The sequence below is a fragment of the Streptomyces sp. NBC_01306 genome (assembly GCF_026340465.1).
In the GTDB taxonomy this organism is placed as follows: domain Bacteria; phylum Actinomycetota; class Actinomycetes; order Streptomycetales; family Streptomycetaceae; genus Streptomyces.
On the sequence record NZ_JAPEPC010000001.1, the window covers coordinates 699921 to 724889 of the forward strand.

A 24969-nucleotide genomic window follows, 5' to 3' on the forward strand; every position below is an offset into this window, starting at 1 on the left:
GACGGGCGGAAGGACTTCGTCGACCGGATGGTGCTTCGCGGAGGTCTCTCCCTGTCCCGCTGAGGTGGTGCCGGGGTCCTCGGAGGTCGCTCCGGGGGCTCCGGTCGATTCGGTGTCGGCGGCTGTTTCTGCTGCATCAGTGCGAAACCTGGGCTCGGCGGCCACGGCGGCTCCTCCGGTCGGGTACACGTCAGCGGTGACGTGGGTGTCAGGGAGGTGGTGCGGAATGCAGGTGCGGCTGCGGGAGGGGTGGGGGCGGGCGGTACTGCTGCGTTTCTCGGTCAAGTACCGGGCGGGGCACGGGGGTTCCGGGGGTGGCTTCCGGGTACGTCACCGCCCCGGAGGGCGTATGCACTCTGGGCACACACCCCCCGGTCACGGCTGCCGTGAACCCCGCTCGGGTTCGCGGCCGCCGGCCGGGGACCGTCCTCCCCGGCCGGAGCTTGTCGGACGTCAGGCCTGCGCGGCGATCTGCGCCAGGCGCCGGGCCTCGTCCCGCGTGGAGCGGGCGATGGCGTCCTCGTCCACCGTGGTCAGGTGGTTGTCCTCGACGACGGGCTTGCCGTTGACGAGGGAGAGGGTGACGGGGGCCGCGGCGCCGAAGACGAGCGCGGTCACCGGGTCGGCGATGGAGGCATGGGCGAGGGTGTCCATCTTCCACAGCACGAGGTCGGCGAGCTTCCCCGGTTCCAGCGAACCGATCTCCGCGGCACGGCCCAGAACCTGGGCTCCGCCGTACGTCCCGAGGCGCAGCGCCTGACGGGCGTTGAGGGCCGCTTCGCGGTGGGCGCCGAGGCGGTTGATGAGCAGGGCGTTGCGCAGCTCGGTGTGGAGCTCGCCGGACTCGTTTGACGCGGTGCCGTCGACCCCGAGGCCGACCGGCACGCCGGCCTTGAGCATGTCGGGGACACGGGCGATGCCGGCCGCCAGACGGGCGTTGGACGACGGGCAGTGGGCGACGCCGGTCCCGGTGCGCGCGAAGGCGGCGATGTCGGAGTCGTTCATGTGGACGCAGTGCGCCATCCACACGTCGTCACCGAGCCAGCCGGTCGACTCGAAGTAGTCGGTCGGGCCCATCCCGAACAGCTCCTTGCAGAACTGCTCCTCCTCGACGGTCTCGCTGCCGTGGGTGTGCAGGCGTACGCCCTTGCGGCGGGCCAACTCGGCACCCTGTTTGAGCAGTTCGGTCGAGACGGAGAAGGGCGAGCAGGGGGCGACGGCGACCTGGGTCATCGAGTCGAACGAGGCGTCGTGGTGCTGGTCGACCGTCGCCTCGGTGGCCGCGAGCGCGCCTTCGAGGGTCTCGACGGCGAAGTCCGGGGGCAGCCCGCCGTCCTTCTTGCTGCGGTCCATGGATCCGCGGGCCAGCGTGAACCGTACGCCCATCTCGGCGGCGGCGCCGATGACGGCGCTGGACAGGTCGCCGGAGCCCTGCGGGAAGACATAGTGGTGGTCCATCGCGGTGGTGACACCACCGCGGGCCATCATCGCGAGGGATCCCTGCGCGGCCGAGCGGACCATCTGCTCGTCGATGCGCGCCCATGTCGGGTAGAGCGCGACGAGCCAGTTGAAGAGATTGTGGTCGGTGGCCACACCCCGGGTGATCCACTGGTAGAAGTGGTGGTGGGTGTTGACCAGACCCGGGGTCACCAGGTGTCCGGTGCCGTCGATCCGGCGTACGACGCCGGTGAGTCCGTCGGGGGCCTTGCCCGCGCCGACGGATTCGATGCGATTCCCTGCGACCACGACATGGCCCGATGCGTACTCGGTGTCGTGGGCGTCGACTGTCGCGATGGCTACGTTCTCAATGACCGTGCGCGCGGCTGCCGTTGCTGCCATGGGGATACCTTCTCTCGCAGTAGCGATGTGGGCACGGCAGGACCCCAGGAGGATTTGAGTGCCGCAGCCGCGTGGCTCCGGGTGCCGAAGTGGTGAAGTGAAGTTGTCTGTCGGGTCCGGGTCCGGTACGCCGCCGCCGGCTGAGGCGGCCGGCGACGGCGTACCGGTCGGGTCTCAGAGGTTGGTCATGTCCACCGGGATACGGGCCTCGGCGCCGTCCCGCAGGATGGTCGCCTCGATGAGTCCGTACGGGCGGTCGGCCGCGAAGTAGACCTCGTTGTCGTTCTTGAGCCCGAAGGGCTCCAGGTCCACCAGGAAGTGGTGCTTGTTCGGCAGCGAGAACCGTATTTCGTCGATCTCGCTGCGGCTGTTGATGATGCGCGCGCCCATCTGGTACATGGTCTGCTGCAGGGAGAGCGAGTACGTCTCGGCGAAGGCCTGGAGCATGTGCTTCTTCGCCTGCTCGTAGGACTTGTCCCAGTTCGGCATCCGGTCGGCGTCGTTGTTCCAGTTGTAGCGCCACTTGGCGGAGACCGCGGTCGCGAGGATGCGGTCGTAGGTCTCCTTGAGCGTCGTGTACCTGTCCTTGGCGTATCCCCAGAACTCCGAGTTGGTGGAGTTCATCACCGTCAGGTCCTTCAGACCGGAGATGACCTGCCACTTCTCCCCGTCGAAGGTGACCTCGGTGGTGCGCAGTTCCTGGCCCTTGCGGACGAAGGAGTGCTGCACGTCGTCGGCGCCGATGAACTGCGAGCTGGCGTCGGAGGTCGCGATGCGCTCCCAGGCGTACTCCTCGATCCGGATCCTGGCCCGGTGGATCGCGTCCTGGGTGGTCACGAAGTGCCTGGCCAGGTGGATGCCGAACTGCTCGGCGGACTCGATGCCGTGCTCCTTGGCGAACGCGAACACCGTGTTCTTGGTGGCGTCGGTCGTCAGGACGCTGGTGTTGGAACCGGAGTAGTGGACGTCGTCCATCTCACCGGAGAGGGCGACCGAGACGTTCAGGTCCTTGATGTGGTGGGTGTCGCCGTCCCGCGTGATCTTGACTACGCGGTTCTCTGCTTTGCCGTACTGGTTCTGGCCGAGAATCGTGGGCATGACGTTGCTAGCTCCCTCGGTATACGGAGTAGCCGAACGGGTTGAGCAGCAGCGGTACGTGGAAGTGCTCACCCGGGACGACGGCGAATGTGATCGCCACCTCCGGGAAGAAAGCGCCGCTGTCCCTTACGCGGGGGGCGTCCTGCTGTGCCTCGGCTTGTTTCTTGGAGAAGTACGCCTCGGTTTCGAAATCGAGGCGTACGTGGGTTGTTCCTTCCGGCAGAGCCGGCAGGTCCTTGCAGCGCCCGTCGGCGTCGGTCGCGGATCCGCCCAGTGCCGTCCACTGCTCGCCGGAGCCACTGCGGGCCGCGAGCGAGATGGCGACACCTTCGGCGGGGCGTCCCACGCTGGTGTCCAGGATGTGCGTGGACACCGAAGCGGTGGTCTGCGTGCTCAAGGCCTTCACTCTCCTTCTTCCGCGGCCGCCGCGTTCTCCGCGGTGGCCGCTGCGACCAGATTCAGCCGGATGCGGTTGATCTTGCCGAGTTCGGTGCGCACGATCGCGCGCTCCTGCTCGGGCGTATTGCCGGACCGGGCCTGCATCGCGTCGCGCATCTGCTCGCCGGTGGCACCGGTCGCGCAGATCAGAAAGACATGTCCGAACTTCTCCTGGTAGGCCAGGTTCAGTTCGAGCATCTCGGCCTTGAGCTCCTCGGTGGCCCCGGCCATCCCCCGCTGTTCACGGGAGGACGTCGGGTCTCCGGGTTTCGGCCGCCCGATCGGCGGGTGCCCGGCCATCGCCTCGGCCAGATCTTCCGCGGTCAGCTCGGCCGTGGCGGCGTCGCTGGCGAGAAAGAGGGCTTCAGCTGTGGCGTAGGGGCGCTGGGCGAGGATTTTGCTCCCCCAGACCGAACTGGCGCAGACCTCGTGAAGCACGGCTTGCGCCGCGCTGTCCCGCAGGGTGTTGAACCGGGCGAGACCCTCGGGGGTTCCGGGGTTCTCCCCCGGCAAGCGCTCTGGACTCGAAGTCACGGGGACCTCCGTGGCCTTGTATGGGCCTTGTGCTGGACGGGCTGCGGATAGCTAACGCCCTCGGAAACACCACGTCAACACTTTGTTGAAAACTTGGTGAGACAAAAACCGCCGCCCGGCATCCCGGACGGCGGCTGTCGGACGTGACGGGGCCTGCATCGCCCGCCACGGCACGGCTCAGTCATCACAAGGCCCGGTCACGGGCCCAGTCACGGGCTCAGTCACTCTTGGCGACGTTTTCCCGGTTCAGGTAGTTGTAGACGGTGAAGCGGCTGACCCCGAGCGCACCCGCCACCGTCTCCACGCCGTGGCGTACCGAGAAGGCACCGCGCCCCTCCAGTATCCGCACCACGGCCTGTTTCGTCTTGCGGTCGAGCTCCGAGAGCGGCACCCCGTGCCGGCGCTCCAGGGCCGCCAGGATGTGGTCCAGGGAGTCCGAGAGCTGCGGCAGCCGCACGGCCAGGACGTCCACCCCCTCCCAGGCGAGCACGACGTCGTCCTCCCTCGCCTGGTCCGGTACGAGGATCTCGGCCCCCATGGCATCGGCCAGCGGCTTCACCGCTGCGACAAGGGGGTGGTCTCCCGGCTCGGTCACTTCTGGTCCTCCCCGTCCTGCCCGATCACGTTCACCTGGAGGGAGACCCGGGTGGCGCCCGCGCCCAGGGCCTGGCGGAGCAGCGCGTCCACCGCGGTCAGCACCGCGTCCGACGCGCCCTCGGCGGTGTTGCCGAACGGCCCGACGTCCACCGCGTCCAGCTCGGCAGCCTGGATGACCTCCCGGGCGACCACCGCGTGGGGCGGCGCATCGTCCAGGTCAAAGGGCTCCGTCGTGAATTCCACTCTCAATCGCACGCGCACAACCTACTGCGCGAGTGACGAAAAAAGGCAGGCCCACTTGACAGCTGACCAGGACGGCAGGCAATCTTCCATCAAGTAGAAAGTAACTTCCGCAATACGGAAGGAGCGCCGAACGCCTTATGGGCTACACGGACCAGCGCTTCGATGTGAACCTCTCGATTCTCTTCACGGAACTCCCGCTTCTGGAGCGTCCCGCGGCCGCCGCCGCGGCCGGCTTCAGCGCGGTCGAGCTGTGGTGGCCCTGGATCGAGACCCCCACCCCTCCGCAGGCCGAGCTCGACGCGCTCAAAAAGGCGCTCGACGACGCCGGCACCCAGCTGGTGGGTCTCAACTTCTACGCCGGCCGCCTCCCCGGCCCGGACCGGGGCGCGCTCTCCGTCCCCGGCCAGGAGTCCGACCGCTTCCGCGCCAACATCGACATCGCGGCCGACTTCGCCGCATCGGTCGGCTGCAAGGCGCTCAACGCGCTGTACGGCAACCGCGTCGAAGGTGTGGACCCGGCGGTCCAGGACGAGCTGGCCCTGGAGAACCTCACGGTAGCGGCCCGCGCCGCCGACCGGGTGGGCGCGATCCTGCTCATCGAGGCGCTCAACAAGCCGGAGTCGCCGCTCTGCCCGCTGGTGAGCGCTCCGGCGGCCATCGACGTGGTCAACAAGGTCAACGCCCTGACGGGGCTCGGGAACGCGAAGTTCCTGCTCGACCTGTACCACCTGTCGATGAACGGCGAGGACCTCAACGAGGTCATCGACACCTACGCCGCGCAGACCGGCCACGTGCAGATCGCGGACAACCCCGGCCGCGGCGCGCCCGGTACGGGTTCGCTGCCGCTGGAGGACCTGCTCGACCGGCTGACCAAGGCCGGCTACGACGGCTGGGTCGGCCTGGAGTACAAGCCGGGCGACCGCCCGAGCGCCGACGCCTTCGGCTGGCTCCCCAACTGACCATCTCCACCCGCGTGTTGAAAGAGGACCCCCGCATGAGCAATCTCCCCAAGGTCGCATGGATCGGCCTCGGCATCATGGGCTCCCCGATGTCCGAGAACCTGATCAAGGCCGGCTACTCGGTGACCGGCTACACCCTGGAGCAGGACAAGCTGGACCGGCTCGCCGCCGCAGGCGGCACCGCCGTGTCCTCGATCGCCGAAGCGGTGCGCGACGCCGACGTGGTGATCACCATGGTGCCCGCATCGCCGCACGTCGAGGCCATCGCGTACGGTCCTGACGGCATCCTGGAGAACGCCAAGGCGGGCGCGCTGCTGATCGACATGTCGTCGATCACCCCGCAGACCTCGGTCGATCTGGGCAAGGCCGGCGGCGAGAAGGGCCTGCGCGTCCTGGACGCCCCGGTCTCCGGCGGCGAAGCCGGTGCCATCGAGGCCGTACTCTCCATCATGGTCGGCGGCGAGCAGGCCGACTTCGACGCCGCGAAGCCGATCCTGGACGCACTGGGCAAGACCATCGTGCTCTGTGGTCCGCACGGTTCGGGCCAGACGGTGAAGGCCGCCAACCAGCTGATCGTCGCCGTCAACATCCAGGCGTGCGCCGAGGCCGTGGTCTTCCTGGAGAAGTCCGGTGTGAACCTCAACGCCGCCCTCGACGTCCTCAACGGCGGCCTGGCCGGTTCGACCGTCCTGACACGCAAGAAGGACAACTTCCTGAACCGGGACTTCAAGCCCGGCTTCCGGATCGACCTGCACCACAAGGACATGGGCATCGTCACCGACGCCGCCCGCAACGTCGGCGCCGCGCTGCCCGTCGGCGCGGTCGTCGCCCAGCTGGTCGCCTCGCTGCGCGCCCAGGGCGACGGCGGCCTCGACCACTCCGCGCTGCTGCGCTCGGTCGAGCGGCTGTCCGGCTCGCAGGTCTGAAACCAAGTTCCACCCTTCCGGGGCTCCGTCCGGCCCCTTCCGCACTCCGGTCCGCGGCAGCGCTGACACCTGTCCTGTCGCGCCCAGGCGCTGCCGCGGCCCGGTCCCCTCACTTCAATTTCAACAAACTGTTGACGCGGCGTTCGCAGTGTATTTACGCTCCTCAAGCCGCCAGCAGCCCCAGTACGGAAGGTCCACGATGTCGAAGCGCGTGCTTACGACCGAGTCAGGCGCCCCGGTCGCCGACAACCAGAACTCTGCCACCGCCGGCGTCGGTGGCCCCATCCTCCTCCAGGACCAGCACCTGCTGGAGAAGCTCGCCCGGTTCAACCGGGAGCGCATTCCGGAGCGCGTCGTCCACGCCCGCGGCTCCGGTGCGTACGGCTACTTCGAGGTGACCGACGACGTCACCGGCTTCACCCACGCCGACTTCCTCTCCAGCGTGGGCAAGCGGACCGAGACGTTCATCCGCTTCTCCACCGTGGCCGACTCGCTGGGCGGCTCCGACGCAGTGCGCGACCCCCGCGGCTTCGCGCTGAAGTTCTACACCGGCGAGGGCAATTACGACCTCGTGGGGAACAACACCCCGGTCTTCTTCATCAAGGACCCCATCAAGTTCCCGGACTTCATCCACTCGCAGAAGCGCGACCCGTTCACGGGCAAGCAGGAGCCCAACAACGTCTGGGACTTCTGGGCGCACTCCCCCGAGGCCACCCACCAGGTGACCTGGCTGATGGGTGACCGCGGCATCCCCGCCTCGTACCGTCACATGAACGGTTACGGCTCGCACACCTACCAGTGGACGAACGCCCAGGGCGAGGCCTTCTTCGTCAAGTACCACTTCAAGACGAACCAGGGTGTCCGCAGCCTCTCCGCCGACCAGGCTTCGGAGCTGGTGGGCAAGGACGGCAACAGCCACCAGACCGACCTGCTCCAGGCGATCGAGCGGGGCGTCAACCCGTCCTGGACACTGCACGTGCAGATCATGCCGGCGGCCGAGGCGGCCGAGTACCGCTTCAACCCGTTCGACGTCACCAAGGTGTGGCCGCACAGCGACTACCCGCTGCAGCGCGTGGGCCGTCTGGTCCTGGACCGCAACCCGGACAACGTCTTCGCCGAGGTCGAGCAGGCGGCGTTCTCGCCGAACAACTTCGTCCCCGGCATCGGTCCCTCGCCGGACAAGATGCTCCAGGGCCGTCTCTTCGCGTACGCCGACGCGCAGCGCTACCGCGTGGGCATCAACCACACGCAGCTGCCGGTCAACGCACCGCGTAACGCCACCGCCGACAACTACGGCCGTGACGGCTACATGGCGACCCGCTACGGCAAGCGCGACGACAAGAACTACGAGCCCAACTCCCACGCGGGCCCGGCCCAGACGGACGCGCCGCTGGCCGCCCCGCTGGCCGTGACCGGCTGGACCGGAGCGCAGGCCGCTGCCGAGCACGTGAAGGACGACGACTTCTTCCAGGCGGGCGAGCTGTACCGGCTGATGTCCGACGACGAGAAGTCGCGACTGATCGCCAACATCGCGGGCGGCCTCTCCCAGGTCACCCTCGACGAGGTCATCGAGAAGAACCTCGCGCACTTCCACGCCGCCGACACCGAGTACGGCAAGCGCGTCGAGGAAGCGGTCCGCGCCCTGCGCGAGGACTGAGGCAACCGATAGACGGCGCCGGTGACTTGACGGGAGGTCAGGTCACTGACGCGGTCCGGGCCACCGTCCCGATGAGGGGTGGCCGGCGGTCCGGACAAGCCTGCGGACCGCGGCGGAGTGACGATGCCAGTGCGGTGGTCAAGGCTCCCCCGGCGCTCTCCTGATGTGAAGGAGAGGGACCGGAGGGCCGATCGCACTCCGCCGCGGTCCCCTGCTGTACCCACCAGCTGAAACCCTCCCCGCAGCCACACCGTTCAGAGGTTCGGAGCACCACCCCCAAGGCCCCGCCCGGCGGCACGAATGTCCTGTCGCGCCCAGCCTCGTACCGTCGGGCGGTAACCAGCACCACGAGCCGGAGTGCGGAACAGGGTCCACGATCCCTTGTTCCGCACTCCTTTTCGTGTGCCCTCAGGTGCCCTCGGAGCCGGAGGGGGCTCACCCCCGCCCGTCGACCAGGCCGGACTCCCAGGCCCAGGCGGCGATCTCCACACGGTTGCGGGCGGACAGTTTGATCTGCACGTTGGCGAGATGGGTCTTCACCGTGCCCACCGAGATGGACAGTTCGGTGGCGATCTCGGCGTTGGTCAGCCCTCTGGCCACCAGTCGTACCAAGTCCGTCTCCCGTGCCGAGAGCGCGGTGTGCGGCTCCCGGGGGGCGGGCACGGCGCTGTTGAGGCGCCGCAGCAGCCGGACCGTGATGGCCGGGCTCACCAGCGCCTCGCCCGATGCGGCCGCTCTGATGGCCTCGACCAGCAGGGCGGGGCCGGAGTCCTTGATCAGGAAGCCGGAGGCGCCTTCGCTCAGGGCGCGCTGGACGTACTCGTCGTCGTCGAACGTCGTGACCACGACGACCTTCGGCGGATTCACCGTGCCGGGGCGCGTCAGTCTGCGCAGTGCCTCCAGCCCGTCCATGCGGGGCATACGGATGTCCATCAGCACCACGTCGGGCCGGTGGCGCCCGGCGAGTTCCACGGCATGTACCCCGTCCGTGGCCTCCGCGACCACGTCGATGTCGTCCTCGGCGGAGAGGATCATCGCGAACCCGGCACGGACCATGGCCTGGTCGTCGGCGATCAGTACACGGATCGTCATGAGACCGCCACCCCTGCCGTGGACACCGGGAGCATCGCCTCGACGCCCCAGCCGCCGGCCGTCACCGGGCCCGCCTGGACGCTTCCGCCGATCAGGCCGACCCGCTCGGCCAGGCCCTTCAGCCCGAAGCCGCCGTGGGAGACGTGGCGCGGACGTCCGTCGTCGCTGACCCGTACGGTGAGCCGGTCTCCCGACCGGCCCACCCGCACCAGCACTTCGGTGCAACCGTGGGCGTGTTTGCGTACGTTGGTGAGAGCCTCCATCACCACCCGGTGTGCGGTGGTGGTCACCTCCACCGGCAGGTCGTCGAAGGTACCTTGCAGATCGAGCCGCGCCCGGGCGCCGCCGACGGCCGAGAACTCCTCGACCAGCGAGCGCACTTCGCCGATGCCGGCCAGCGGCGTCAGCGCCACTTCTCCGTCGGCGTCGCGCAGCATCCCCACCATGTGCCGCATGGAGGTCAGCGCCTCCGAGCCGGCCTGTTCGATCCGCTGCAACGCGGGCGGCACCAGTTCGGGCCGCCGGCCCGCCATCACCTGGGCCCCCTGCGCCTGTACGACGATGCCGGTCACATGGTGGGCGACGAAGTCGTGCAGATCCCTGGCGAACTCGGTCCGCTGCTCCAGCCGGAGAGCCGCCGCCTGCCGCCGCCGGTCCACCAGGAGCAGGCGCATCCCGAGGCCGATACCCAACGCCGTGACCGCTGCCAGGGCGAAGAGCAGCGCCAAGATGAAGGTGGACTGCCTCGCCGCGACCGACACCGGCCGCAGCACGACCGCCATGCCCAGCAGAAGGACGGCGAGCGTCGCCCACGAGGGCTTCCCCCTTCGGGCGACGAGCAGCAGGAGCCACACCAGCGCTGCCGGTTCGGCGAATCCCATCGCCTGCGACCCCACGTCCATCTCCACGTGCAGCCATACCGAGAGGCACAGCGACTCGACCGCGAGTACGCAGGCGGCCACCGGCAGCGCCCGGCTGCCGAGCCGGGGCGAGGCCACGACGAGACCGACGCCCAGCAGAGCGCCGACCAGCTTGGCGGGGCCGTGTTCCACGACCCAGTAGAAACCGGCCACCCAGTCGAGCAGGACGAGACCGGCCAGGCCCCCGACCAGCAGCAGCCACGCCGTGACAGGCAGTAGCCACGACCGCCCCTTCCCCCGTGCGGCTGTGGGCGCGACCGCTCCGTTCGCCGCCTCCAGCATCTCCCTCACCGTCTCCCTCGTGTACCGGCCGAAAGTCGGAGCCGGCCGCACATGATCTGTCTTTCGCCCGATCCGCTGCGAGACGCGGCGGAGCAGAGTCGTGTCCACCGGGCGGCGTTCGCCATTCATCGCACAAGGAGCATGCCATGACCACGGCAGACGTCGTCCCGGTGGGGAAACCCCGGGGACCCCGGAGCGCGCGTCCGTCGCGCCGCCCGCCCCGGTGACAGCCGCGCAGACCGCCCGCGCAGGCGATTTCCCGCAGTGGCCGACCCGCCCGCACAACAGCCGGCCCTCCCCCACCCGCACACGGCCGCCCCTCCCCCACGTACAGGAGCCACACATGGACCACGCAGAGACACACCACGGCGACGGAACGGGGTTCGATCGCCCTGTTGGCGGGTCGGCGATCGAGGCTCAGGGGCTCGGCAAGAAGTACCGGCGCGGCTGGGCCCTGCGGGACGTTTCCTTCCGGCTGCCGACCGGACGGGTATGCGGCCTCGTCGGCCCCAACGGCGCGGGCAAGAGCACCCTGATGGGCCTGGCCACCCACATGATCCGGCCGACGACCGGCGGCCTGCGGGTGTTCGGCGCGGCGCCCGGGTCGACGGATGCGGTCCTGCGGACCGCGTTCCTCACCCAGGAGAAGCCGCTGTTCAAGCGCTTCACCGTGGCCGAGACCCTGCGCCTCGGCCACGAACTGAACCCCCGCTGGGACCAGGAGGTCGCCGAGGGCATCGTCCGCGCGGGCCAGGTGCCGCTGGAAGCGAGGATCGGAACACTGTCCGGCGGCCAGCGCACCCGCGTCGCCTTCGCGCTGGCTTTCGGCAAGCGCCCGGATCTGCTCATCCTCGACGAGCCGATGTCGGATCTGGACCCGCTGGTCCGCCGCGAACTCATGGCCACACTGACGGCGGAGGCCGCCGGACACGGCACGACGGTACTGGTGTCCTCACACATGCTCGCCGAGCTGGAGTACATCTGCGACTACCTTCTCGTCATCGCGAACGGCGGTCTGCGTCTCGCGGGCGAAGTGGACGAACTGCGCGCCGCACACGCCCTGTTCGCCGTCCCGCCGGACGGCTCGCGCCCCGCGGTCGCACCGCACCGGGTCATCGAGTCCCGCAGCGGCGACGGTCGGCCGGGCGTCCTGGTGCGGCTCGGCGGACCGATCGAGTACGGCAGGCAGGCCGAGCCTCCGACCCTGGAGGAGCTTCTGCTCGCCTATCTGCGTTCACCCGACGCGCCCCCGCTGATCGCCCCCAGCGCCCGGGTCGGCGACATCCACGACATCATCACCCGCGACCCGAAGAAGGCTGTGACCGCATGAGCACGCTCACTCGTGACCCGGCCCGTACGGCGCCCGCCGGACCCACACGCAACAACTGGATCCCCCGGCTCGGCGGTCCGGTCTGGCTCGTCTGGCGCCAGCACCGCGCCGCGTTCTGGACGCTCATCGCCGTCACCCTCATCGGCACGCTCGTCATGCTCTGGCTGCGCGGGCAGATGATGGACTTCCTGGCCGCCCAGGACCCGGCCTCACGGAGGTCCGGCGGCCTGCCGCCCGAGTTCGAGACCTACGTCAACCCTCTGTTCAGCATCGGGAGCTACCTCGGCTATATCCCGGTCCTGGCCGGCGTGCTCCTCGGGGCCCCGCTCTTCGCGGGCGACCTGGAGTCCGGCACCGCCAAGCTGGTGACCTCGCAGTCCGTCAGCCGACTGAGGTGGCTGATCACGAAACTCGCCCTTCCCGCCGCGATGCTCGCTCTGTCGACCGGCGTGCTCACCGCGGTCCTCACCTGGTGGTGGGACCCGGTCAAGGGACTTTCCAGCGGCCTCATTTGGACCGCCTTCTTCAGTGTCACGGGGGTCACGCCGGTGGCCTACGCCCTGCTCACGTTCACCGTGGGCGCGGCGGTCGGCATGCTCCTGCGCCGCACGCTCGTGTCGATGGTGGTCACGCTCGGCATCGTCGGGGCGATCGGGTTCGTCTGGAGCGAGGTCTGGCGGAAGCTGGGACACACCATGTCGATCAGCACCGACAAGGGCGTCGGACACGGCGCGGTACCGCCGGAGCTGCCCGCCCAGGCGGAACAGCAGGGCCAGGGCACCTACTTCCTCACCGATTCCGGAGGCCGCCTGGACTGGACCACCTGTCTCGACAAGATGGACAACGACCGGGCGCACACCGCCTGCCTGGAGTCCAAGCACGTCGTCGGCTGGTCCCTGGACTACCTCCCCGTCTCCCAGATGCACACGATGCAGTGGCTCGGAGCCGGCATCATGCTCGCCCTCAGCGCCGCCGTCGTCGCCTTCGTCATCCTCTGGGGCCGCAAGCGGCTCCTGTGACCCGTAGCTTCCGGCCACTCCTGTGCGGCGGGGTGCCGGAACGCGCAAAGGGCGGACCGCCGTTGCCGGTGGTCCGCCCCTCGGGGTGCGAAGGGTCAGGAAGCTGTCATCGGACGGATCGCCGTCGGGGCGTGGCCCGGCTCGGTGGCGATCTCCTCGAACTCCTTGACCGCACTGATGTCCGCGGTCGGGCTCATCGCGATGTTGGTGATGCGCTCCAGGATCGCCTCGACGACGACCGGGACGCGGTACTCGGCGGCCAGCTTCTTGGCCTCCTCGAACGCGGGGAGCAGCTGGTCGGGCTCGGTGACGCGGATGGCCTTGCAGCCGAGTCCTTCGACGACCTTGACGTGGTCGACGCCGTAGACGCCCAGCTCGGGAGCGTTGATGTTCTCGAACTCCAGGTTGACCTGGAAGTTGATGTCCAGGCCGATCTGCGACTGGCGGATCAGGCCCAGGTAGGCGTTGTTCACGAGAACGTGGACATAGGGGATCTTGTGCTGCGCGCCGACCGCCAGCTCCTCCAGCATGAACTGGAAGTCGTAGTCGCCGGAGAGCGCGACCACGGGGGTCTCGGGGTCGGCGGTGGCGACACCGAGCGCGGCCGGGATGGTCCAGCCCAGCGGGCCCGCCTGGCCGCAGTTGATCCAGTGGCGCGGCTTGTAGACGTGCAGCATCTGCGCGCCCGCGATCTGGGAGAGACCGATGGTGGTGACGTAGCGCGTCTCCGGGCCGAAGGCCTTGTTCATCTCCTCGTAGACCCGCTGCGGCTTCATCGGCACGTTGTCGAAGTGCGTGCGGCGGTGCAGCGTGGACTTGCGCTCCAGGTGCGAGGCGACCCAGGCGGAGCGGTCGGGCAGCTTGCCCGCGGCCTTGAGCTCCTTGGCGATCTCGACGAAGAGCTCCAGCGCGGCCTTGGCGTCGGAGGCGATGCCGTAGTCCGGGGCGAAGATCTTGCCGATCTGGGTCGGCTCGATGTCGACGTGCACGAACTTGCGGTCCTTGGTGTACACGTCCAGCTTGTAGCCGGTGTGACGGTTGGCCCAGCGGTTGCCGATGCCGAGGACGAAGTCCGACTCCAGGAACGTGGCGTTGCCGTAACGCGTACCGGTCTGCTGACCGACCATGCCGGCGTTCAGGTCGTGGTCGTCCGGGATCGAACCCCAGCCCATGAGGGTGGGGACGACAGGGGTGTTGGTCAGCTCGGCGAACTCGACCAGCAGGTCCGACGCGTCGGCGTTGAAGATGCCGCCGCCCGCGATGATCAGGGGGCGCTCGGACTCCAGCAGGAACTGGATCGCCTTCTCGGCCTGGGCGCGGGTCGCGGCCGGCTTGTAGACCGGCAGCGGCTCGTACGTGTCCGGGTCGAAGTCGATCTCGGTCTGCTGGACGTCGATCGGCAGGTCGATGAGGACCGGTCCGGGACGGCCGGAGCGCATCAGGTGGAACGCCTGCTGGAAGACGCCGGGAACCTGAGCGGCCTCCAGGACGGTGGTCGCCGCCTTGGTGACCGGCTTGGCGATCGAGGCGATGTCGACGGCCTGGAAGTCCTCCTTGTGGAGGTAGGCGACCGGCGCCTGGCCCGTGATGCAGAGGATCGGGATCGAGTCGGCGATCGCCGAGTAGAGACCGGTGATCATGTCGGTGCCCGCGGGGCCCGACGTACCGATGCAGACACCGATGTTGCCGGGGTTGGCCCGGGTGTAGCCCTCGGCCATGTGCGAGGCGCCCTCGACGTGGCGGGCGAGCGTGTGGTGCACGCCGCCGGCGGCCTTGAGAGCCGCGTAGAACGGGTTGATCGCCGCGCCCGGCACGCCGAACGCGTTGCTGACGCCCTCGCGCTTGAGAATCTCGACTGCCGCTCGGGCAGCGGTCATACGAGGCATTGAATACTCCTGCTCGCCAGTCGGAGTGGGCCTCCTGTCGCGCCAACCTGAGATCGCCCAATTCCGTATTACGGAAGTTCATTTCTGCTATACGGAAGCAATGTAAGAGCTGGCTGCGCCTGCCGTCAAGGGAGGGGCTGCCGGCGTGCGTCACCTGTCCGAAGTACGCCCCCGGGCCGCGCCGCTTGATGGACGATGGGCCCATGGGAGAGGGAGCGGGAAAGGGTGCGGGAAGAAGCGCGGACGGATGGGCGACGAGCGCTGTCGTGCGCTGCCCCGTCTGCCACAAGGAACACGCCTATCTGGCGACGGTCCTGCCGTGCGCCTGCGGCGCTCCGCTCGCTCCGCCGCTGCTGACGGACGCCCCGCCGGAGCCCCTCACCCGCCGCAGCTGGTCGGACGAGTGGGTCGCGGTCCGCTGCACGTCGTGCGGCCGGCAGGACGAGTGGCCGCGACCGGAGCTCGGCTGCTCCTGCGGCACGGTGCTGCGCCTCGCGGTGCGCCCGGTGACGGCGCCCCCGGACACGGCTGCATCGGACACGGCTGCATCGGACACGGCGGTACCGGGCACGGACGCTCCGGATGCGACCGCTCAGGGCCTGACCGGCCGTACCGCCCCGGACGCCGCCGGCCCAGCCCGGCCCCCGGCGCATATCCCGCTGCCGCGCACAGCCGCCGCGCCCCGGCCCGCCTTCCGGCCCATGGCGATCCGCACCGCCGGCGACGTGGTGTCGACGGCGGCGCGCTATCTGAAGTGGCTGGGCTTCCAGGACATCGTGCAGCCGGAGCGGCGGCCCGCCTCCGGGATCGATCTGCACGGCCCCGGACTGATCGCCACGGTGGAGGCCACCACCCGGCCCGCCGCCCTGCGCGACATAGAGTGCCTGTGGCTGCACGGGATGAGTTCCGCGGCGGCGTGCGTCTTCTTCTCACTCTCCGGGTACGCCCAGGACGCGCGCGACCGGGCCGACGAACTGGCCGTCCCGCTCTTCGCGCTGGATCTCACCGGCGCCCCGCAGCCGGTCAACGGGCCGGCCGACGAACTGGTCAGTACGGGCGCGGCGCCGGCGTGACCGGATACCCCGCACCGGCCCGGCCTGCTACCCGGCGGCGCCCGGGCCGTACCGGTCGCGCAGCTCCACCTTCCTGACCTTGCCGCTGACCGTCATCGGGAAGGTCTCCAGGATCCGCAGCCCGTGCGGGATCTTGTAGTGGGCCAGCCGGTCGCGGCAGAACTCCCGGATCCCGTCCAGCGTCGGCGGGTCGGCCGGATCCCGTGGGATGACGCAGGCCAGCACCTCTTCGCCGTACCGCTCGTCCGGTACACCGACCACCTGGACGTCGGCGATCTTGGGGTGGCCGTAGAGGAACTCCTCGATCTCACGCGGATAGACGTTCTCACCGCCCCGGATGATCATGTCCTTGATCCGGCCGACGATCTGGACGTAGCCGTCCTCGCGGATGACGGCCAGATCCCCGGTGTGCATCCAGCGGCCCGCGTCGATCACCTCGGTGGTCCGCTGCGGCTCCTCCCAGTAGCCGAGCATCACGCTGTAACCGCGGGTGCACAGCTCGCCCGGCTCACCGCGCTCCACCGTGACCCCGGTCGCCGGGTCGACGACCTTCACCTCCAGATGCGGCAGCACCCGCCCGGCCGTCCCGGTCCGGCGCTCCAGATCGTCGTCGCGGCGGGTCTGGGTGGACACCGGCGAGGTCTCCGTCATCCCGTAGCAGATCGACACCTCGGCCATATGCATCTCGGCCACGACCCGCTTCATCACCTCGGCCGGGCACGGCGAGCCCGCCATGATCCCGGTACGGAGCGAGCTCAGGTCGTACGCCGCGAAGTCCGGGTGGTTCAGCTCAGCGATGAACATCGTGGGCACCCCGTAGAGCGAGGTGCAGCGCTCCTGCTCGACAGCGCGCAGGGTCGCCCCGGGGTCGAAGGAGGGCGCCGGGATGACGATGCACGCGCCGTGCGACGTGGCCCCCAGATTGCCCATGACCATGCCGAAGCAGTGGTAGAAGGGCACCGGCAGACAGATCCGGTCCTGCTCCGTGTAGCCCACCAGCTCCCCGACGAAGAAGCCGTTGTTGAGGATGTTGTGGTGGGAGAGGGTGGCGCCCTTGGGGAATCCGGTGGTGCCCGAGGTGTACTGGATGTTGATCGGGTCGTCGCAGGACAGCGCCGCGTCGAGCTCGAACGGCCGGGCGGCGGCGGTCAGTTCGTCCCAGGACGGGTCGCCGATGTAGTGGACGGACCGCAGCGCCGGGCAGTTGCCGCGCACCTCGCCGACCAGGGCCCGGTAGTCGGTGCCCTTGTGCCCGGTCGAGGCGATCAGCACCGAGATCCCGGCCTGGCGCAGCACGAACTCCAGCTCGTGCGCCCGGTACGCCGGGTTGATGTTGACCATGATCGCGCCGATCCGCGCGGTGGCGTACTGGACGAGCACCCACTCCGGGCAGTTGACCGCCCAGATCCCCACCCGGTCGCCCTTGCCGACCCCGCTGCCGGTGAACCCCCGGGCCAGCTCGTCCACCGCGGCGCCGAACCCGGCGTATGTCCACCGGCGCCCGGACGGCACATCGACGAGCGCCTCACGGTCGGGGAACGCCGCGACGGCGCGGTCCAGATTCGCGCCGATCGTGTCGCCCAGGAGCGGCGTCGTACCGGTGCCGTGCGTGTAGGAGAGGGTCATCGCAGGTCCCCCTCGTCGTACTCGGCGGTGGAGCCCTCCGCGGTCGCCCGGCGCAGTTCGATCCTGCGGATCTTCCCGGAGACCGTCTTGGGCAGCTCGGCGAACTCGATCCGCCGGATCCGCTTGTACGGGGCGAGCACCGCGCGCGAGTGCGCGAAGAGCACCTTCGCCGTGTCGGGGCCGGGTTCCCAGCCCTCCGCCAGGGCCACGTACGCCTTCGGGACGGTGAGCCGCAGCGGGTCGGGGGCCGGCACGACCGCGGCCTCCGCCACCGCTTCGTGCTCCAGGAGCGCGCTCTCCAGCTCGAACGGCGAGATCTTGTAGTCGGACGACTTGAAGACGTCGTCGGAACGGCCGGTGTAGGTGATGTAGCCGTCCGCGTCCCGTGAGCCGATGTCGCCGGTGCGGTAGTAGCCACCGGCCATCGCCTCGGCCGTGCGCTCCGGATCGCCGTGGTATCCGGTCATCAGACCGACGGGCCTGGCGGAGAGGTCCAGGCAGATCTCGCCCTCGCTCACCCCCGGCTCCCCGGTGACCGGGTCGAGCAGCTCGACCTTGAATCCGGGCGTCGGGCGGCCCATGGAGCCCGCCTTGAGGAGCTGGCCGGGGCTGTTCGCCACCTGGACGGCCGTCTCCGTCTGCCCGAAGCCGTCCCGGATCGTCGCACCCCAGGCGCGCCGTACGGTCTCGATGACCTCGGGGTTCAGCGGCTCGCCCGCCGCCGCGACCTCGCGCGGCGGTGTGCGCAGCCGGGTCAGGTCGGCCTGGATCAGCATCCGCCAGACGGTCGGCGGCGCGCAGAAGGACGTCACCCCCACCCGGTCCATCTCGGCCATCAGCCGCGCCGGGTCGAAGCGCGTGTAGTTGTGGATGAAGACCGTCGCCTCGGCGTTCCAGGGCGCGAACAGATTCGACCAGGCGTGCTTGGCCCATCCAGGTGAGGAGATGTTGAGGTGGATGTCGCCGGGGCGCAGACCGATCCAGTACATCGTCGCCAGATGGCCGACCGGGTACGAGGTGTGGGTGTGCTCCACCAGCTTGGGCCGGGCGGTCGTGCCCGAGGTGAAGTACAGCATCAGCGGATCGTCCGCACCGGTGGCCCCGTCGGGCTCGAAGCCGGCCGGCGCGGCGGCGGCGTCCCCGTACGACAGCCAGCCGTCCGGGGTGCCCGCGCCGACCGCGATCCGGGTGTAATCGCCTGCCACCTCGGCGAACTTGGGGGTGTCCTCGGTCCGTACGAGCGCATGGCGGGCGCCGCCGCGGTCGACGCGGTCGCGCAGATCTGCCGCTCCGAGCAGCGGAGTTGCCGGGATCACGACGGCGCGGAGCTTCATCGCGGCGAGCGCCGTCTCCCACAGCTCCTGCTGGTTGCCGAGCACGACCAGGATGCGGTCGCCGGCCCGGACGCCCTGCGCCCGGAGCCAGTTGGCGGCCCGGTCGGACCGCACGGCCATCTCCGCGAACGAGACCTTGGTCTCGGTGCCGTCCTCCTCGACGATGTGCAGCGCGGTCCTCGCGTTGTCCCTGGCGATGGTGTCGAACCAGTCGAGCGCCCAGTTGAAATGCTCGGGGCGTGGCCAGCTGAAGCCCTCGTAGGCCGTGCGGTACTCCGTACGGTGGCGGAGCAGGAAGTCCCGTGCGGCCCGGAACTCCTCCGTCGCGTTGTTCGACACCATGTGTCCTCCTCATTGCGGGACTGCTGCCCAGCATCGTGTAATCAGTGGTCCGGGTCCCACCACCCCCGAACGGGGGCAAAGCGTGGGTCCGCCCGAGGAGCGCCGGAGGCCCCGCCCCCGGCGGAGAGGAGCGGCCGCGTGCCGGAGCCGGTCGAGGCAGTGGACATGCGGGCGGCGCTGCTGCGGATGCGCCGCACCACCGGGCTGCCGGTCGCGTTCGGCGGTCTGCTGACGGGGAGCGGGCAGCTGCGCATCGCCGAGCTCAGCGGTACGGCGACACCGGCGCTGCGCGGCCTCACGGTGTCGGCCGGCAACGGTCTCGGCGGCAAGTCGATAGCGCTGTCGCGGCCGTGCGCGGTGACCGACTACCGCTCCTCGGTCCACATCAGCCATGAGTACGACACGGCGGTGGGCGCTGAAGGGCTGCACGCGGTGCTCGCCGTGCCGGTGGTGGTGAGGCGGCAGGTCCGCGGTGTGCTGTACGGGGCGGTACGCGAGCGGCTGTCGTTCGGCGACCGGACGTACAACGCCGCGGTCGAGGCGGCCCGCGACGTGGAGCAGTCGCTGGCGGTGCGGGACGAGGTGCAGCAACGGCTGGCGGCGGCGCGCGAGCCGGTGGCCGAGCCCGGCGCGTGGGAGCAGGTGCGCGAGGCGCACAGTGAACTGCGCGCGCTGGCGACACGCATCGCGGACCGGGAGCTGCGCGATGAACTTCTCGCCGTCTGCGCCCGGCTGGCCGGTGGCGGCGGAGCCGGGCTTGAACGCCCGGTCGCGCTGGCGCCACGCGAGGTGGACGTGCTGGCCTGGGTGGCGACCGGCGCGACGAACGCGGCGGCCGGTGCGCGGCTGGGGCTGAAGCCGGAGACCGTGAAGGGCTATCTGCGGTCCGCGATGCGCAAGCTGGGGGCGCACACCCGGCTCGAAGCGGTCGTGGCGGCCCGGCGGGCGGGTCTGCTGCCGTAACATCCCGGCCGAAGCCATGAGAAAAGCCCCACGCGAGTTCAGGCAGCTCAGACATACAAGTCAGCCGTGCAACTCAGCCATGCAACCCAGCCATTCAACCCAGAACTCACGACTTACGGAGCAGGCATGACGTACTCATCCGCCGGGCAGCTCGTCGTCGGGCCGGCGGCCGAGGAGGACTGGCCCGTCATCAGCGGGTGGGCGCACGACGAGGGCTGGAACCCGGGGATCAGCGACGCGCGGAGCTTCTTCGCCCAGGACCCCGACGGGTTCTTCCTCGGACGCCTCGACGGGGAGCCCGTCTCCGCGGTCTCGGTCGTCAACTACGGTGCGCACTACGCGTTTCTCGGCTGCTATCTGGTCCGCCCGGACCTGCGGGGCCGCGGCCACGGCCTGGCCACCTGGCAGGCCGCGCAGGGCCACGCGGGAAGCCGGACCATCGGCCTGGACGGGGTCGTGGCCCAGCAGCACAACTACCGCAAGTCGGGGTTCTCACCCGCTCACAGCACCTTCCGCCACACCGGCGTCCTGCCGCCCCGCGGATCGACGGGCGTACGGCCGGTCCGGGCCCAGGACCACGAGGCCGTCGCGGCGTACGACAGCGCCTGCTACCCGGCCGATCGCCCGCGCTTCCTGAAGCACTGGCTGACCACGGACGGGCACCGTGCGTTCGTACGCGTCGACGACGGGCACCTGACCGGGTACGCGGTGATCCGCCCGACGGTCGGTGAAGTCCTCCGTATCGGACCGCTGTTCGCCGATTCGCCCGCGGACGCCGAGGCACTGTTCGGGGCGCTGGCGGACGAGGCCGGTACGGCGCAGGTCGCCGTGGACGTCCCGGAGTCCAATGCGTCCGCCGTCGCACTGGTCAGGTCGCTGGGCCTCACGCCCTCCTTCGAGACGGCCCGCATGTACACGGGTCCGATCCGTCCGGTCGCCGACCAGTGCGTCTACGGCGTCACCACGCTCGAACTGGGGTAGGGCCTTTCGTTCGGATCAGCCGGGCTACTTGTCGGCAGTGAGCTTGCCGCCGATGGCCCAGCTGTCGGTGGGGACCTCCTGGATCCAGACCTGTACGGCCTCGGCGGGGATACGGAGCGAGTCGACGAAGGCGTCCGTGACGCGCTTGACCAGCTCGCGCTTGAGCTCGATGTCGCGCGGGCCCTGCTGGATAGTGACGATCGGCATGGCTGAACTCCCTGTCCCACGGCGGCTTCCCGGCTGTTCCGGGCCGCTCACCGGCATGACCCCAGTCCATCCGAACCGCGACGGGCGGCCAAGAGCCAGATCGCGACCACAGCGATCAGGATCCGTGATCGCTGCAGTCCGGCGGCGCGGCGCAGGCTTCGAGGAGCAGATCGATACCGGCGGGCGGGGCCGACCGCCGCACGGCGAGCGCCGTGGGCAGCGCGAGCGGTGCGGGCCGGAACGGGAGGAACGTCACGCGCGGACTGTGCAGTTGGCGGGCGTGTGCGGCGTACACGACGGTCCACTGCGGTGCCGGGGAGGCACCGATGGTGGCGAGGATGTCCTGGAGCGAGCCGCCGACCGGTCCGGACAGCGGCTCGAACCCTGCGGCGTCGCAGGCGGACATCACGAGGTCGACGAGGGGCGGATTGCTACGCCGGGCCACGATCCTGAGCCGGAGTCCGGCCAGGTCCTCCAGGGCGACGTCGGGCCGGTCCGCGAGCGGGTGCCCGGCTGGAACGGCCGCGACCAGCGGGTCCTCCCAGAGCGGGATGAGCCGCACCCCGCGCACCGGCTCCGCGGCCCGTACGAACGCCGCGTCCAGCCGCCCGTCCGCGACCTGTTCCAGCCGGGTCCGGGTCGGCGCGGAGACCAGCTCGACCGCCAGGTCCGGCGCGATCCCGGCCAAAGCGGTCAGGACCCGGTCCAGATGTTCGCCGAGTCCGGTGCTGGTCCCCAGCCGCAGGGTGGTACGCGGTGCGACTGCCGCCCTGGCCCGGTCCACCGCCGCCAGCACGGCCCGCGCTTCGGGCAGCAGCCGCTCCCCCGCTTCGGTGAGCCGTACGTGCCGGGGTGAACGGTCGAACAGCTCCTGCCCCAACTCCCGCTCCAGGCGCTGCACTTGCTGGCTCACGGCCGACTGGACGATGTGCAGGCGGTCCGCGGCACGGCCGAAGTGCAGTTCCTCGGCGACGGTCACAAAGTAGCTGAGCTGGCGCAACTCCATGCCCAGGACAGTAACCGGCCGCTGCGGAGCCAGCACATGCGGTTCACGCAGCTCACGGGGGCAGGCGGGGCAGGAGGCTCGCCCGGCTCATGCGTCGAGAGTGCCGAGAGTGCCGAACCCGATGTCGTGGACCTCGGCCTCCGTCATGCCGGTGAGCATCCGCTCGCCCTCGTCCGCCAGGGCCACCCGGTCGGCGCGGGTGAGCCGGGCGAACGGTTCGATACGGAGCGTGGCCGTGGTCCGGTGCTCCTTCAGCCGCCAGATACCGGCGAGGAACCCGTCGAGCAGGAAGCTGCCGAAGGCCTGGTTGCCCATGCCGTTGCGGCCCCGGTACTCGGCGGGGATGACGCGCGTACGGTCCGCGTGGGCGAGCAGCAGATTGTCGAACTCCGGCAGGAAGCGAGGTGGTGCGGGAGTATCCTCGTCCGGCCGGGGCGCGTCGGGCAGGTCGAAGAGTTCGGCGCCACCGGGGCCCCGGAAGGTGATCAGCTGCGGCCGCAGCCGCTCGAACACCCCGGCCAGCCGGGTCAGTCCCGCCCACATCTGCATGTCCTTGACCGAGGCGGGCCCGAAGGACCGCAGATAGCGCAGCACCGTCTCGTCGGGTGCCGGGACGGGCGCCGACGCACGGCCGAGCCACTGCCCGACGGTGGTGAGCGCGACCTGCCCACTGCGGCCCCACAGGCCGCGCGGGGTGACCTGCACGAGCGGGAGGCGGCAGCGGGCGGCGACGGAGAGAGCGAGCGGGTCGGCGTCCGGCCACTCCGTGAGCAGGTGCTCCCTGAGCTCCTTCATCGTGCGGGGACGTTCCTCCACCAGGTCGCGGGCCAGCTCCGCCAGCCGGTCGAGGTCGACCCCGGTCAGCCCGGCACGGAAGGCCTTCAGCTCTCGCTCCCGTGCGGCCTGGACGAGCGGCCGCAGGGTGAGGGCGTCGTCGGCGGTGTGCAGATGGATGGTGGAGCGCATGGTCACCATCCGTACGGCCGCACGGCTCTCCAGCAGCTCCGACAGCTCGTACGGGTCGAAATCCGCGAGCCGGGACCAGAGCTGGAAGTACGGCGGCCTGGTGTTCTGCGCCTGGAGCCCCAGCAGCCGTGCGACGGCCTCCCCGGCGGGCAGTTCGGCGCGGCGCAGCAGAAGCTGGCGTTCCAGGGTGGCGCGGTTGAGTGCGCGGGTGCTGATCGGGGCCATGCGGGGCACGCTACCGGGACGTGCGGTCCCTCCCGGCTGTCATGGGCTTGCGGGGGCACTGCTTCGGACCCGGCCGGCTGGCACCGCTCACCGGCGCGGCTTACGCGTACCGCTCACGAGCGCGGCTTGCCGGCATCTCCTGTCCGTGGTCGGGTGGCCGCTCCGTCATGCCTGCGTCATGCGGCCCGTATATCCTGCACCGAAGCCGGGCCACGCCGGTCGGAGCCGGGCCCGGCCCAGCCGGAACGGGAGGTGAGAGCCCATATGCCGCTGTCCCCGAGGAACCGGAACGCCCGTAAGCACTTCTGGCGCAGGCCCTCCCCGCCCGACCGCACGGAGCAGCCGCCCGACAGGACCCCGCCCGCCTCGGCCGCGCCCGAGCCCGTACAGCTGGACAACACCAGCGTGGTGCAGGCGGCGCTGTACCGCGACGGCCGCCGCGTCTCCACCCCCGCCTCGCTCGCGGAGACCTTCCGGCAGCTGCGCGAGTACCCGGACGGTATGGCCTGGATCGGTCTGCACCGCCCGACGGAGGAGGAAATCCTCTCGCTGGCAGCGGAGTTCGACCTGCATCCGCTCGCGGTGGAGGACGCACTGGAGGCCCATCAGCGGCCGAAGCTGGAGCGGTACGGCGACACGCTCTTCGTCGTCCTGCGTGCGGCGCGCTATCTCGACGCCCCCGAGGAGGTCGACTTCGGTGAGCTGCATGTTTTCATCGGCAGGGACTTCCTGATCACGGTCAGGCACGGCGCGGCGCCCGACCTGTCCGCCGTACGCACCCGTATGGAGGAGACCCCGGATCTGCTGGCGCTGGGCCCCGAGGCCGCGCTGTACGCGATCCTGGACGCGGTCGTCGACGGCTACGCCCCGGTCGTGACCGGCGTGCAGATCGACATCGACGAGATCGAGACCGAGGTCTTCAGCGGCGACCCGGCGGTGTCCCGCCGTATCTACGAACTCTCCCGCGAAATGGTCGAGTTCCAGCGCGCCACCCGGCCCCTCGTGGGAATGCTGAACGGCCTCATGGCGGGATTCGCCAAGTACGGGACGCATGAGGAACTGCAGCGCTACCTGCGCGACGTGGCCGACCATGTGACGCATACGAGCGAGCGGGTGGACGGATTCCGCCAGGCGCTGACCGAGATCCTCACCGTGAATGCCACGCTGGTGACCCAGCAGCAGAACGCGGAGATGCGCGCACTCGCGGAAGCGGGTTTCGAGCAGAACGAGGAGATCAAGAAGATCTCCTCGTGGGCGGCCATTCTCTTCGCGCCCACCCTGGTGGGGACGATCTACGGCATGAACTTCGACAACATGCCGGAGCTGCACTGGTCGTTCGGATATCCCTTCGCGATCGGCCTGATGGCGGTGGTGTGCGTAAGCCTGTACTTCATCTTCAAGAAGCGGGACTGGCTGTAGGCGTCGG

At 69.9% G+C, this 24969-nt stretch carries 23 protein-coding genes; 9 read left to right on the forward strand and 14 right to left on the reverse strand.

All coding sequences use genetic code 11. The features are described from left to right. Nucleotides 1–453 precede the first annotated feature (453 nt). The 6 genes from OG385_RS03075 to OG385_RS03100 all read right to left on the reverse strand — a co-directional run bounded on the left by OG385_RS03075 (nt 454) and on the right by OG385_RS03100 (nt 4761). Nucleotides 454–1839, reverse strand: a complete 1386-nt coding sequence (locus tag OG385_RS03075) for an 8-oxoguanine deaminase (protein WP_266851595.1) — start codon at nt 1837–1839, stop codon at nt 454–456. Nucleotides 1840–2013: 174 nt separating this feature from the next. Next, nucleotides 2014–2937: a factor-independent urate hydroxylase gene (gene pucL / locus OG385_RS03080; protein WP_266851596.1), complete on the reverse strand. Its 924-nt coding sequence runs from the start codon at nt 2935–2937 to the stop codon at nt 2014–2016. A gap of 7 nt (nt 2938–2944) precedes the next feature. Further along, nucleotides 2945–3334 (reverse strand): hydroxyisourate hydrolase, encoded by a 390-nt coding sequence (gene uraH / locus OG385_RS03085; protein ID WP_266851597.1) that lies wholly within the window; start codon nt 3332–3334, stop codon nt 2945–2947. A 5-nt stretch (nt 3335–3339) separates the two neighbouring features. Continuing rightward, on the reverse strand, nt 3340–3909 hold the full coding sequence (gene uraD / locus OG385_RS03090; RefSeq protein ID WP_266851598.1) for a 2-oxo-4-hydroxy-4-carboxy-5-ureidoimidazoline decarboxylase: 570 nt from the start codon (nt 3907–3909) through the stop codon (nt 3340–3342). Nucleotides 3910–4126: 217 nt separating this feature from the next. Continuing rightward, nucleotides 4127–4504 (reverse strand): helix-turn-helix domain-containing protein, encoded by a 378-nt coding sequence (locus tag OG385_RS03095; RefSeq protein ID WP_266851599.1) that lies wholly within the window; start codon nt 4502–4504, stop codon nt 4127–4129. Further along, nucleotides 4501–4761, reverse strand: coding sequence for a hypothetical protein (locus tag OG385_RS03100; protein WP_266851601.1), 261 nt, complete (start codon nt 4759–4761; stop codon nt 4501–4503). The genes OG385_RS03095 and OG385_RS03100 overlap by 4 nt, the downstream gene beginning before the upstream one ends. A gap of 125 nt (nt 4762–4886) precedes the next feature. On the opposite strand from OG385_RS03100, the gene OG385_RS03105 reads away from it, so the two are divergent. The 3 genes from OG385_RS03105 (at nt 4887) to OG385_RS03115 (ending at nt 8291) form a co-directional block, all read left to right on the forward strand. Beyond that, nucleotides 4887–5708 (forward strand): TIM barrel protein, encoded by an 822-nt coding sequence (locus tag OG385_RS03105; RefSeq protein ID WP_266851603.1) that lies wholly within the window; start codon nt 4887–4889, stop codon nt 5706–5708. Nucleotides 5709–5743: 35 nt separating this feature from the next. Then, nucleotides 5744–6634, forward strand: coding sequence for a 2-hydroxy-3-oxopropionate reductase (locus OG385_RS03110; protein WP_266851604.1), 891 nt, complete (start codon nt 5744–5746; stop codon nt 6632–6634). A gap of 199 nt (nt 6635–6833) precedes the next feature. Next, nucleotides 6834–8291, forward strand: coding sequence for a catalase (locus OG385_RS03115; RefSeq protein ID WP_266851606.1), 1458 nt, complete (start codon nt 6834–6836; stop codon nt 8289–8291). Between the two features lie 435 nt (nt 8292–8726). Here OG385_RS03115 and OG385_RS03120 read toward each other — a convergent pair whose 3' ends face one another. Continuing rightward, the gene (locus OG385_RS03120) at nt 8727–9383 is read right to left on the reverse strand and encodes a response regulator transcription factor (RefSeq protein WP_266851607.1); all 657 of its coding nucleotides are present in this window, start codon (nt 9381–9383) and stop codon (nt 8727–8729) included. After that, complete coding sequence (locus tag OG385_RS03125; RefSeq protein ID WP_266860588.1) at nt 9380–10585, reverse strand: sensor histidine kinase; 1206 nt, start codon at nt 10583–10585, stop codon at nt 9380–9382. Before OG385_RS03125 ends, OG385_RS03120 begins: the two co-directional genes overlap by 4 nt. A 343-nt stretch (nt 10586–10928) precedes the next feature. Here OG385_RS03125 and OG385_RS03130 point away from each other — a divergent pair, with 343 nt between their 5' ends. Both OG385_RS03130 and OG385_RS03135 read left to right on the forward strand, forming a co-directional pair. Continuing rightward, nucleotides 10929–11915 carry an ABC transporter ATP-binding protein gene (locus OG385_RS03130; RefSeq protein WP_266851609.1) on the forward strand — a complete coding sequence of 329 codons (987 nt, stop codon included), beginning with the start codon at nt 10929–10931 and terminating at the stop codon, nt 11913–11915. Then, nucleotides 11912–12934 carry an ABC transporter permease gene (locus OG385_RS03135; RefSeq protein WP_266851610.1) on the forward strand — a complete coding sequence of 341 codons (1023 nt, stop codon included), beginning with the start codon at nt 11912–11914 and terminating at the stop codon, nt 12932–12934. The genes OG385_RS03130 and OG385_RS03135 overlap by 4 nt, the downstream gene beginning before the upstream one ends. A 95-nt stretch (nt 12935–13029) precedes the next feature. Here OG385_RS03135 and gcl read toward each other — a convergent pair whose 3' ends face one another. Further along, nucleotides 13030–14820 (reverse strand): glyoxylate carboligase, encoded by a 1791-nt coding sequence (gene gcl / locus OG385_RS03140; RefSeq protein WP_266851612.1) that lies wholly within the window; start codon nt 14818–14820, stop codon nt 13030–13032. Nucleotides 14821–15023: 203 nt separating this feature from the next. Here gcl and OG385_RS03145 point away from each other — a divergent pair, with 203 nt between their 5' ends. Beyond that, nucleotides 15024–15893: a hypothetical protein gene (locus tag OG385_RS03145; protein WP_266851614.1), complete on the forward strand. Its 870-nt coding sequence runs from the start codon at nt 15024–15026 to the stop codon at nt 15891–15893. Nucleotides 15894–15920: 27 nt separating this feature from the next. Here OG385_RS03145 and OG385_RS03150 read toward each other — a convergent pair whose 3' ends face one another. Together OG385_RS03150 and OG385_RS03155 are read right to left on the reverse strand one after the other, a co-directional pair. Continuing rightward, on the reverse strand, nt 15921–17519 hold the full coding sequence (locus OG385_RS03150; RefSeq protein ID WP_266851616.1) for an AMP-binding protein: 1599 nt from the start codon (nt 17517–17519) through the stop codon (nt 15921–15923). Continuing rightward, the gene (locus OG385_RS03155) at nt 17516–19195 is read right to left on the reverse strand and encodes an AMP-binding protein (RefSeq protein ID WP_266851617.1); all 1680 of its coding nucleotides are present in this window, start codon (nt 19193–19195) and stop codon (nt 17516–17518) included. The genes OG385_RS03150 and OG385_RS03155 overlap by 4 nt, the downstream gene beginning before the upstream one ends. A 138-nt stretch (nt 19196–19333) precedes the next feature. On the opposite strand from OG385_RS03155, the gene OG385_RS03160 reads away from it, so the two are divergent. Further along, nucleotides 19334–20158: a helix-turn-helix transcriptional regulator gene (locus tag OG385_RS03160; RefSeq protein WP_266851619.1), complete on the forward strand. Its 825-nt coding sequence runs from the start codon at nt 19334–19336 to the stop codon at nt 20156–20158. A gap of 126 nt (nt 20159–20284) precedes the next feature. Further along, on the forward strand, nt 20285–21139 hold the full coding sequence (locus OG385_RS03165; RefSeq protein WP_266851620.1) for a GNAT family N-acetyltransferase: 855 nt from the start codon (nt 20285–20287) through the stop codon (nt 21137–21139). A 24-nt stretch (nt 21140–21163) separates the two neighbouring features. Here the strand turns inward: OG385_RS03165 and dmpI are convergent, their stop codons facing one another. From dmpI to OG385_RS03180, 3 genes are all read right to left on the reverse strand, one after another. Continuing rightward, the gene (dmpI, locus tag OG385_RS03170) at nt 21164–21346 is read right to left on the reverse strand and encodes a 4-oxalocrotonate tautomerase DmpI (protein ID WP_266851622.1); all 183 of its coding nucleotides are present in this window, start codon (nt 21344–21346) and stop codon (nt 21164–21166) included. Nucleotides 21347–21461: 115 nt separating this feature from the next. Continuing rightward, a complete protein-coding gene (locus OG385_RS03175; RefSeq protein ID WP_266851624.1) occupies nt 21462–22352 on the reverse strand; it encodes a LysR family transcriptional regulator in 891 nt (296 codons plus the stop codon). 87 nt (nt 22353–22439) lie between these two features. Beyond that, complete coding sequence (locus tag OG385_RS03180) at nt 22440–23543, reverse strand: winged helix DNA-binding domain-containing protein (RefSeq protein WP_266851625.1); 1104 nt, start codon at nt 23541–23543, stop codon at nt 22440–22442. Nucleotides 23544–23807: 264 nt separating this feature from the next. Between OG385_RS03180 and OG385_RS03185 the strand changes: the two genes are divergently transcribed. After that, nucleotides 23808–24962, forward strand: a complete 1155-nt coding sequence (locus OG385_RS03185; RefSeq protein WP_266851627.1) for a magnesium and cobalt transport protein CorA — start codon at nt 23808–23810, stop codon at nt 24960–24962. Nucleotides 24963–24969 lie beyond the last annotated feature (7 nt).

Coding starts and splice junctions, on each gene's coding strand:
- OG385_RS03075 (WP_266851595.1), bottom strand. CDS start 1,839: ATGGCAGCAACGGCAGCCGCGCGCACGGTCATTGAGAACGTAGCCATC.
- pucL (WP_266851596.1), bottom strand. CDS start 2,937: ATGCCCACGATTCTCGGCCAGAACCAGTACGGCAAAGCAGAGAACCGC.
- OG385_RS03105 (WP_266851603.1), top strand. CDS start 4,887: ATGGGCTACACGGACCAGCGCTTCGATGTGAACCTCTCGATTCTCTTC.
- OG385_RS03110 (WP_266851604.1), top strand. CDS start 5,744: ATGAGCAATCTCCCCAAGGTCGCATGGATCGGCCTCGGCATCATGGGC.
- OG385_RS03115 (WP_266851606.1), top strand. CDS start 6,834: ATGTCGAAGCGCGTGCTTACGACCGAGTCAGGCGCCCCGGTCGCCGAC.
- OG385_RS03120 (WP_266851607.1), bottom strand. CDS start 9,383: ATGACGATCCGTGTACTGATCGCCGACGACCAGGCCATGGTCCGTGCC.
- OG385_RS03125 (WP_266860588.1), bottom strand. CDS start 10,585: ATGCTGGAGGCGGCGAACGGAGCGGTCGCGCCCACAGCCGCACGGGGG.
- OG385_RS03130 (WP_266851609.1), top strand. CDS start 10,929: ATGGACCACGCAGAGACACACCACGGCGACGGAACGGGGTTCGATCGC.
- OG385_RS03135 (WP_266851610.1), top strand. CDS start 11,912: ATGAGCACGCTCACTCGTGACCCGGCCCGTACGGCGCCCGCCGGACCC.
- gcl (WP_266851612.1), bottom strand. CDS start 14,820: ATGCCTCGTATGACCGCTGCCCGAGCGGCAGTCGAGATTCTCAAGCGC.
- OG385_RS03145 (WP_266851614.1), top strand. CDS start 15,024: ATGGGAGAGGGAGCGGGAAAGGGTGCGGGAAGAAGCGCGGACGGATGG.
- OG385_RS03150 (WP_266851616.1), bottom strand. CDS start 17,519: ATGACCCTCTCCTACACGCACGGCACCGGTACGACGCCGCTCCTGGGC.
- OG385_RS03155 (WP_266851617.1), bottom strand. CDS start 19,195: ATGGTGTCGAACAACGCGACGGAGGAGTTCCGGGCCGCACGGGACTTC.
- OG385_RS03165 (WP_266851620.1), top strand. CDS start 20,285: ATGACGTACTCATCCGCCGGGCAGCTCGTCGTCGGGCCGGCGGCCGAG.
- dmpI (WP_266851622.1), bottom strand. CDS start 21,346: ATGCCGATCGTCACTATCCAGCAGGGCCCGCGCGACATCGAGCTCAAG.
- OG385_RS03175 (WP_266851624.1), bottom strand. CDS start 22,352: ATGGAGTTGCGCCAGCTCAGCTACTTTGTGACCGTCGCCGAGGAACTG.
- OG385_RS03180 (WP_266851625.1), bottom strand. CDS start 23,543: ATGGCCCCGATCAGCACCCGCGCACTCAACCGCGCCACCCTGGAACGC.
- OG385_RS03185 (WP_266851627.1), top strand. CDS start 23,808: ATGCCGCTGTCCCCGAGGAACCGGAACGCCCGTAAGCACTTCTGGCGC.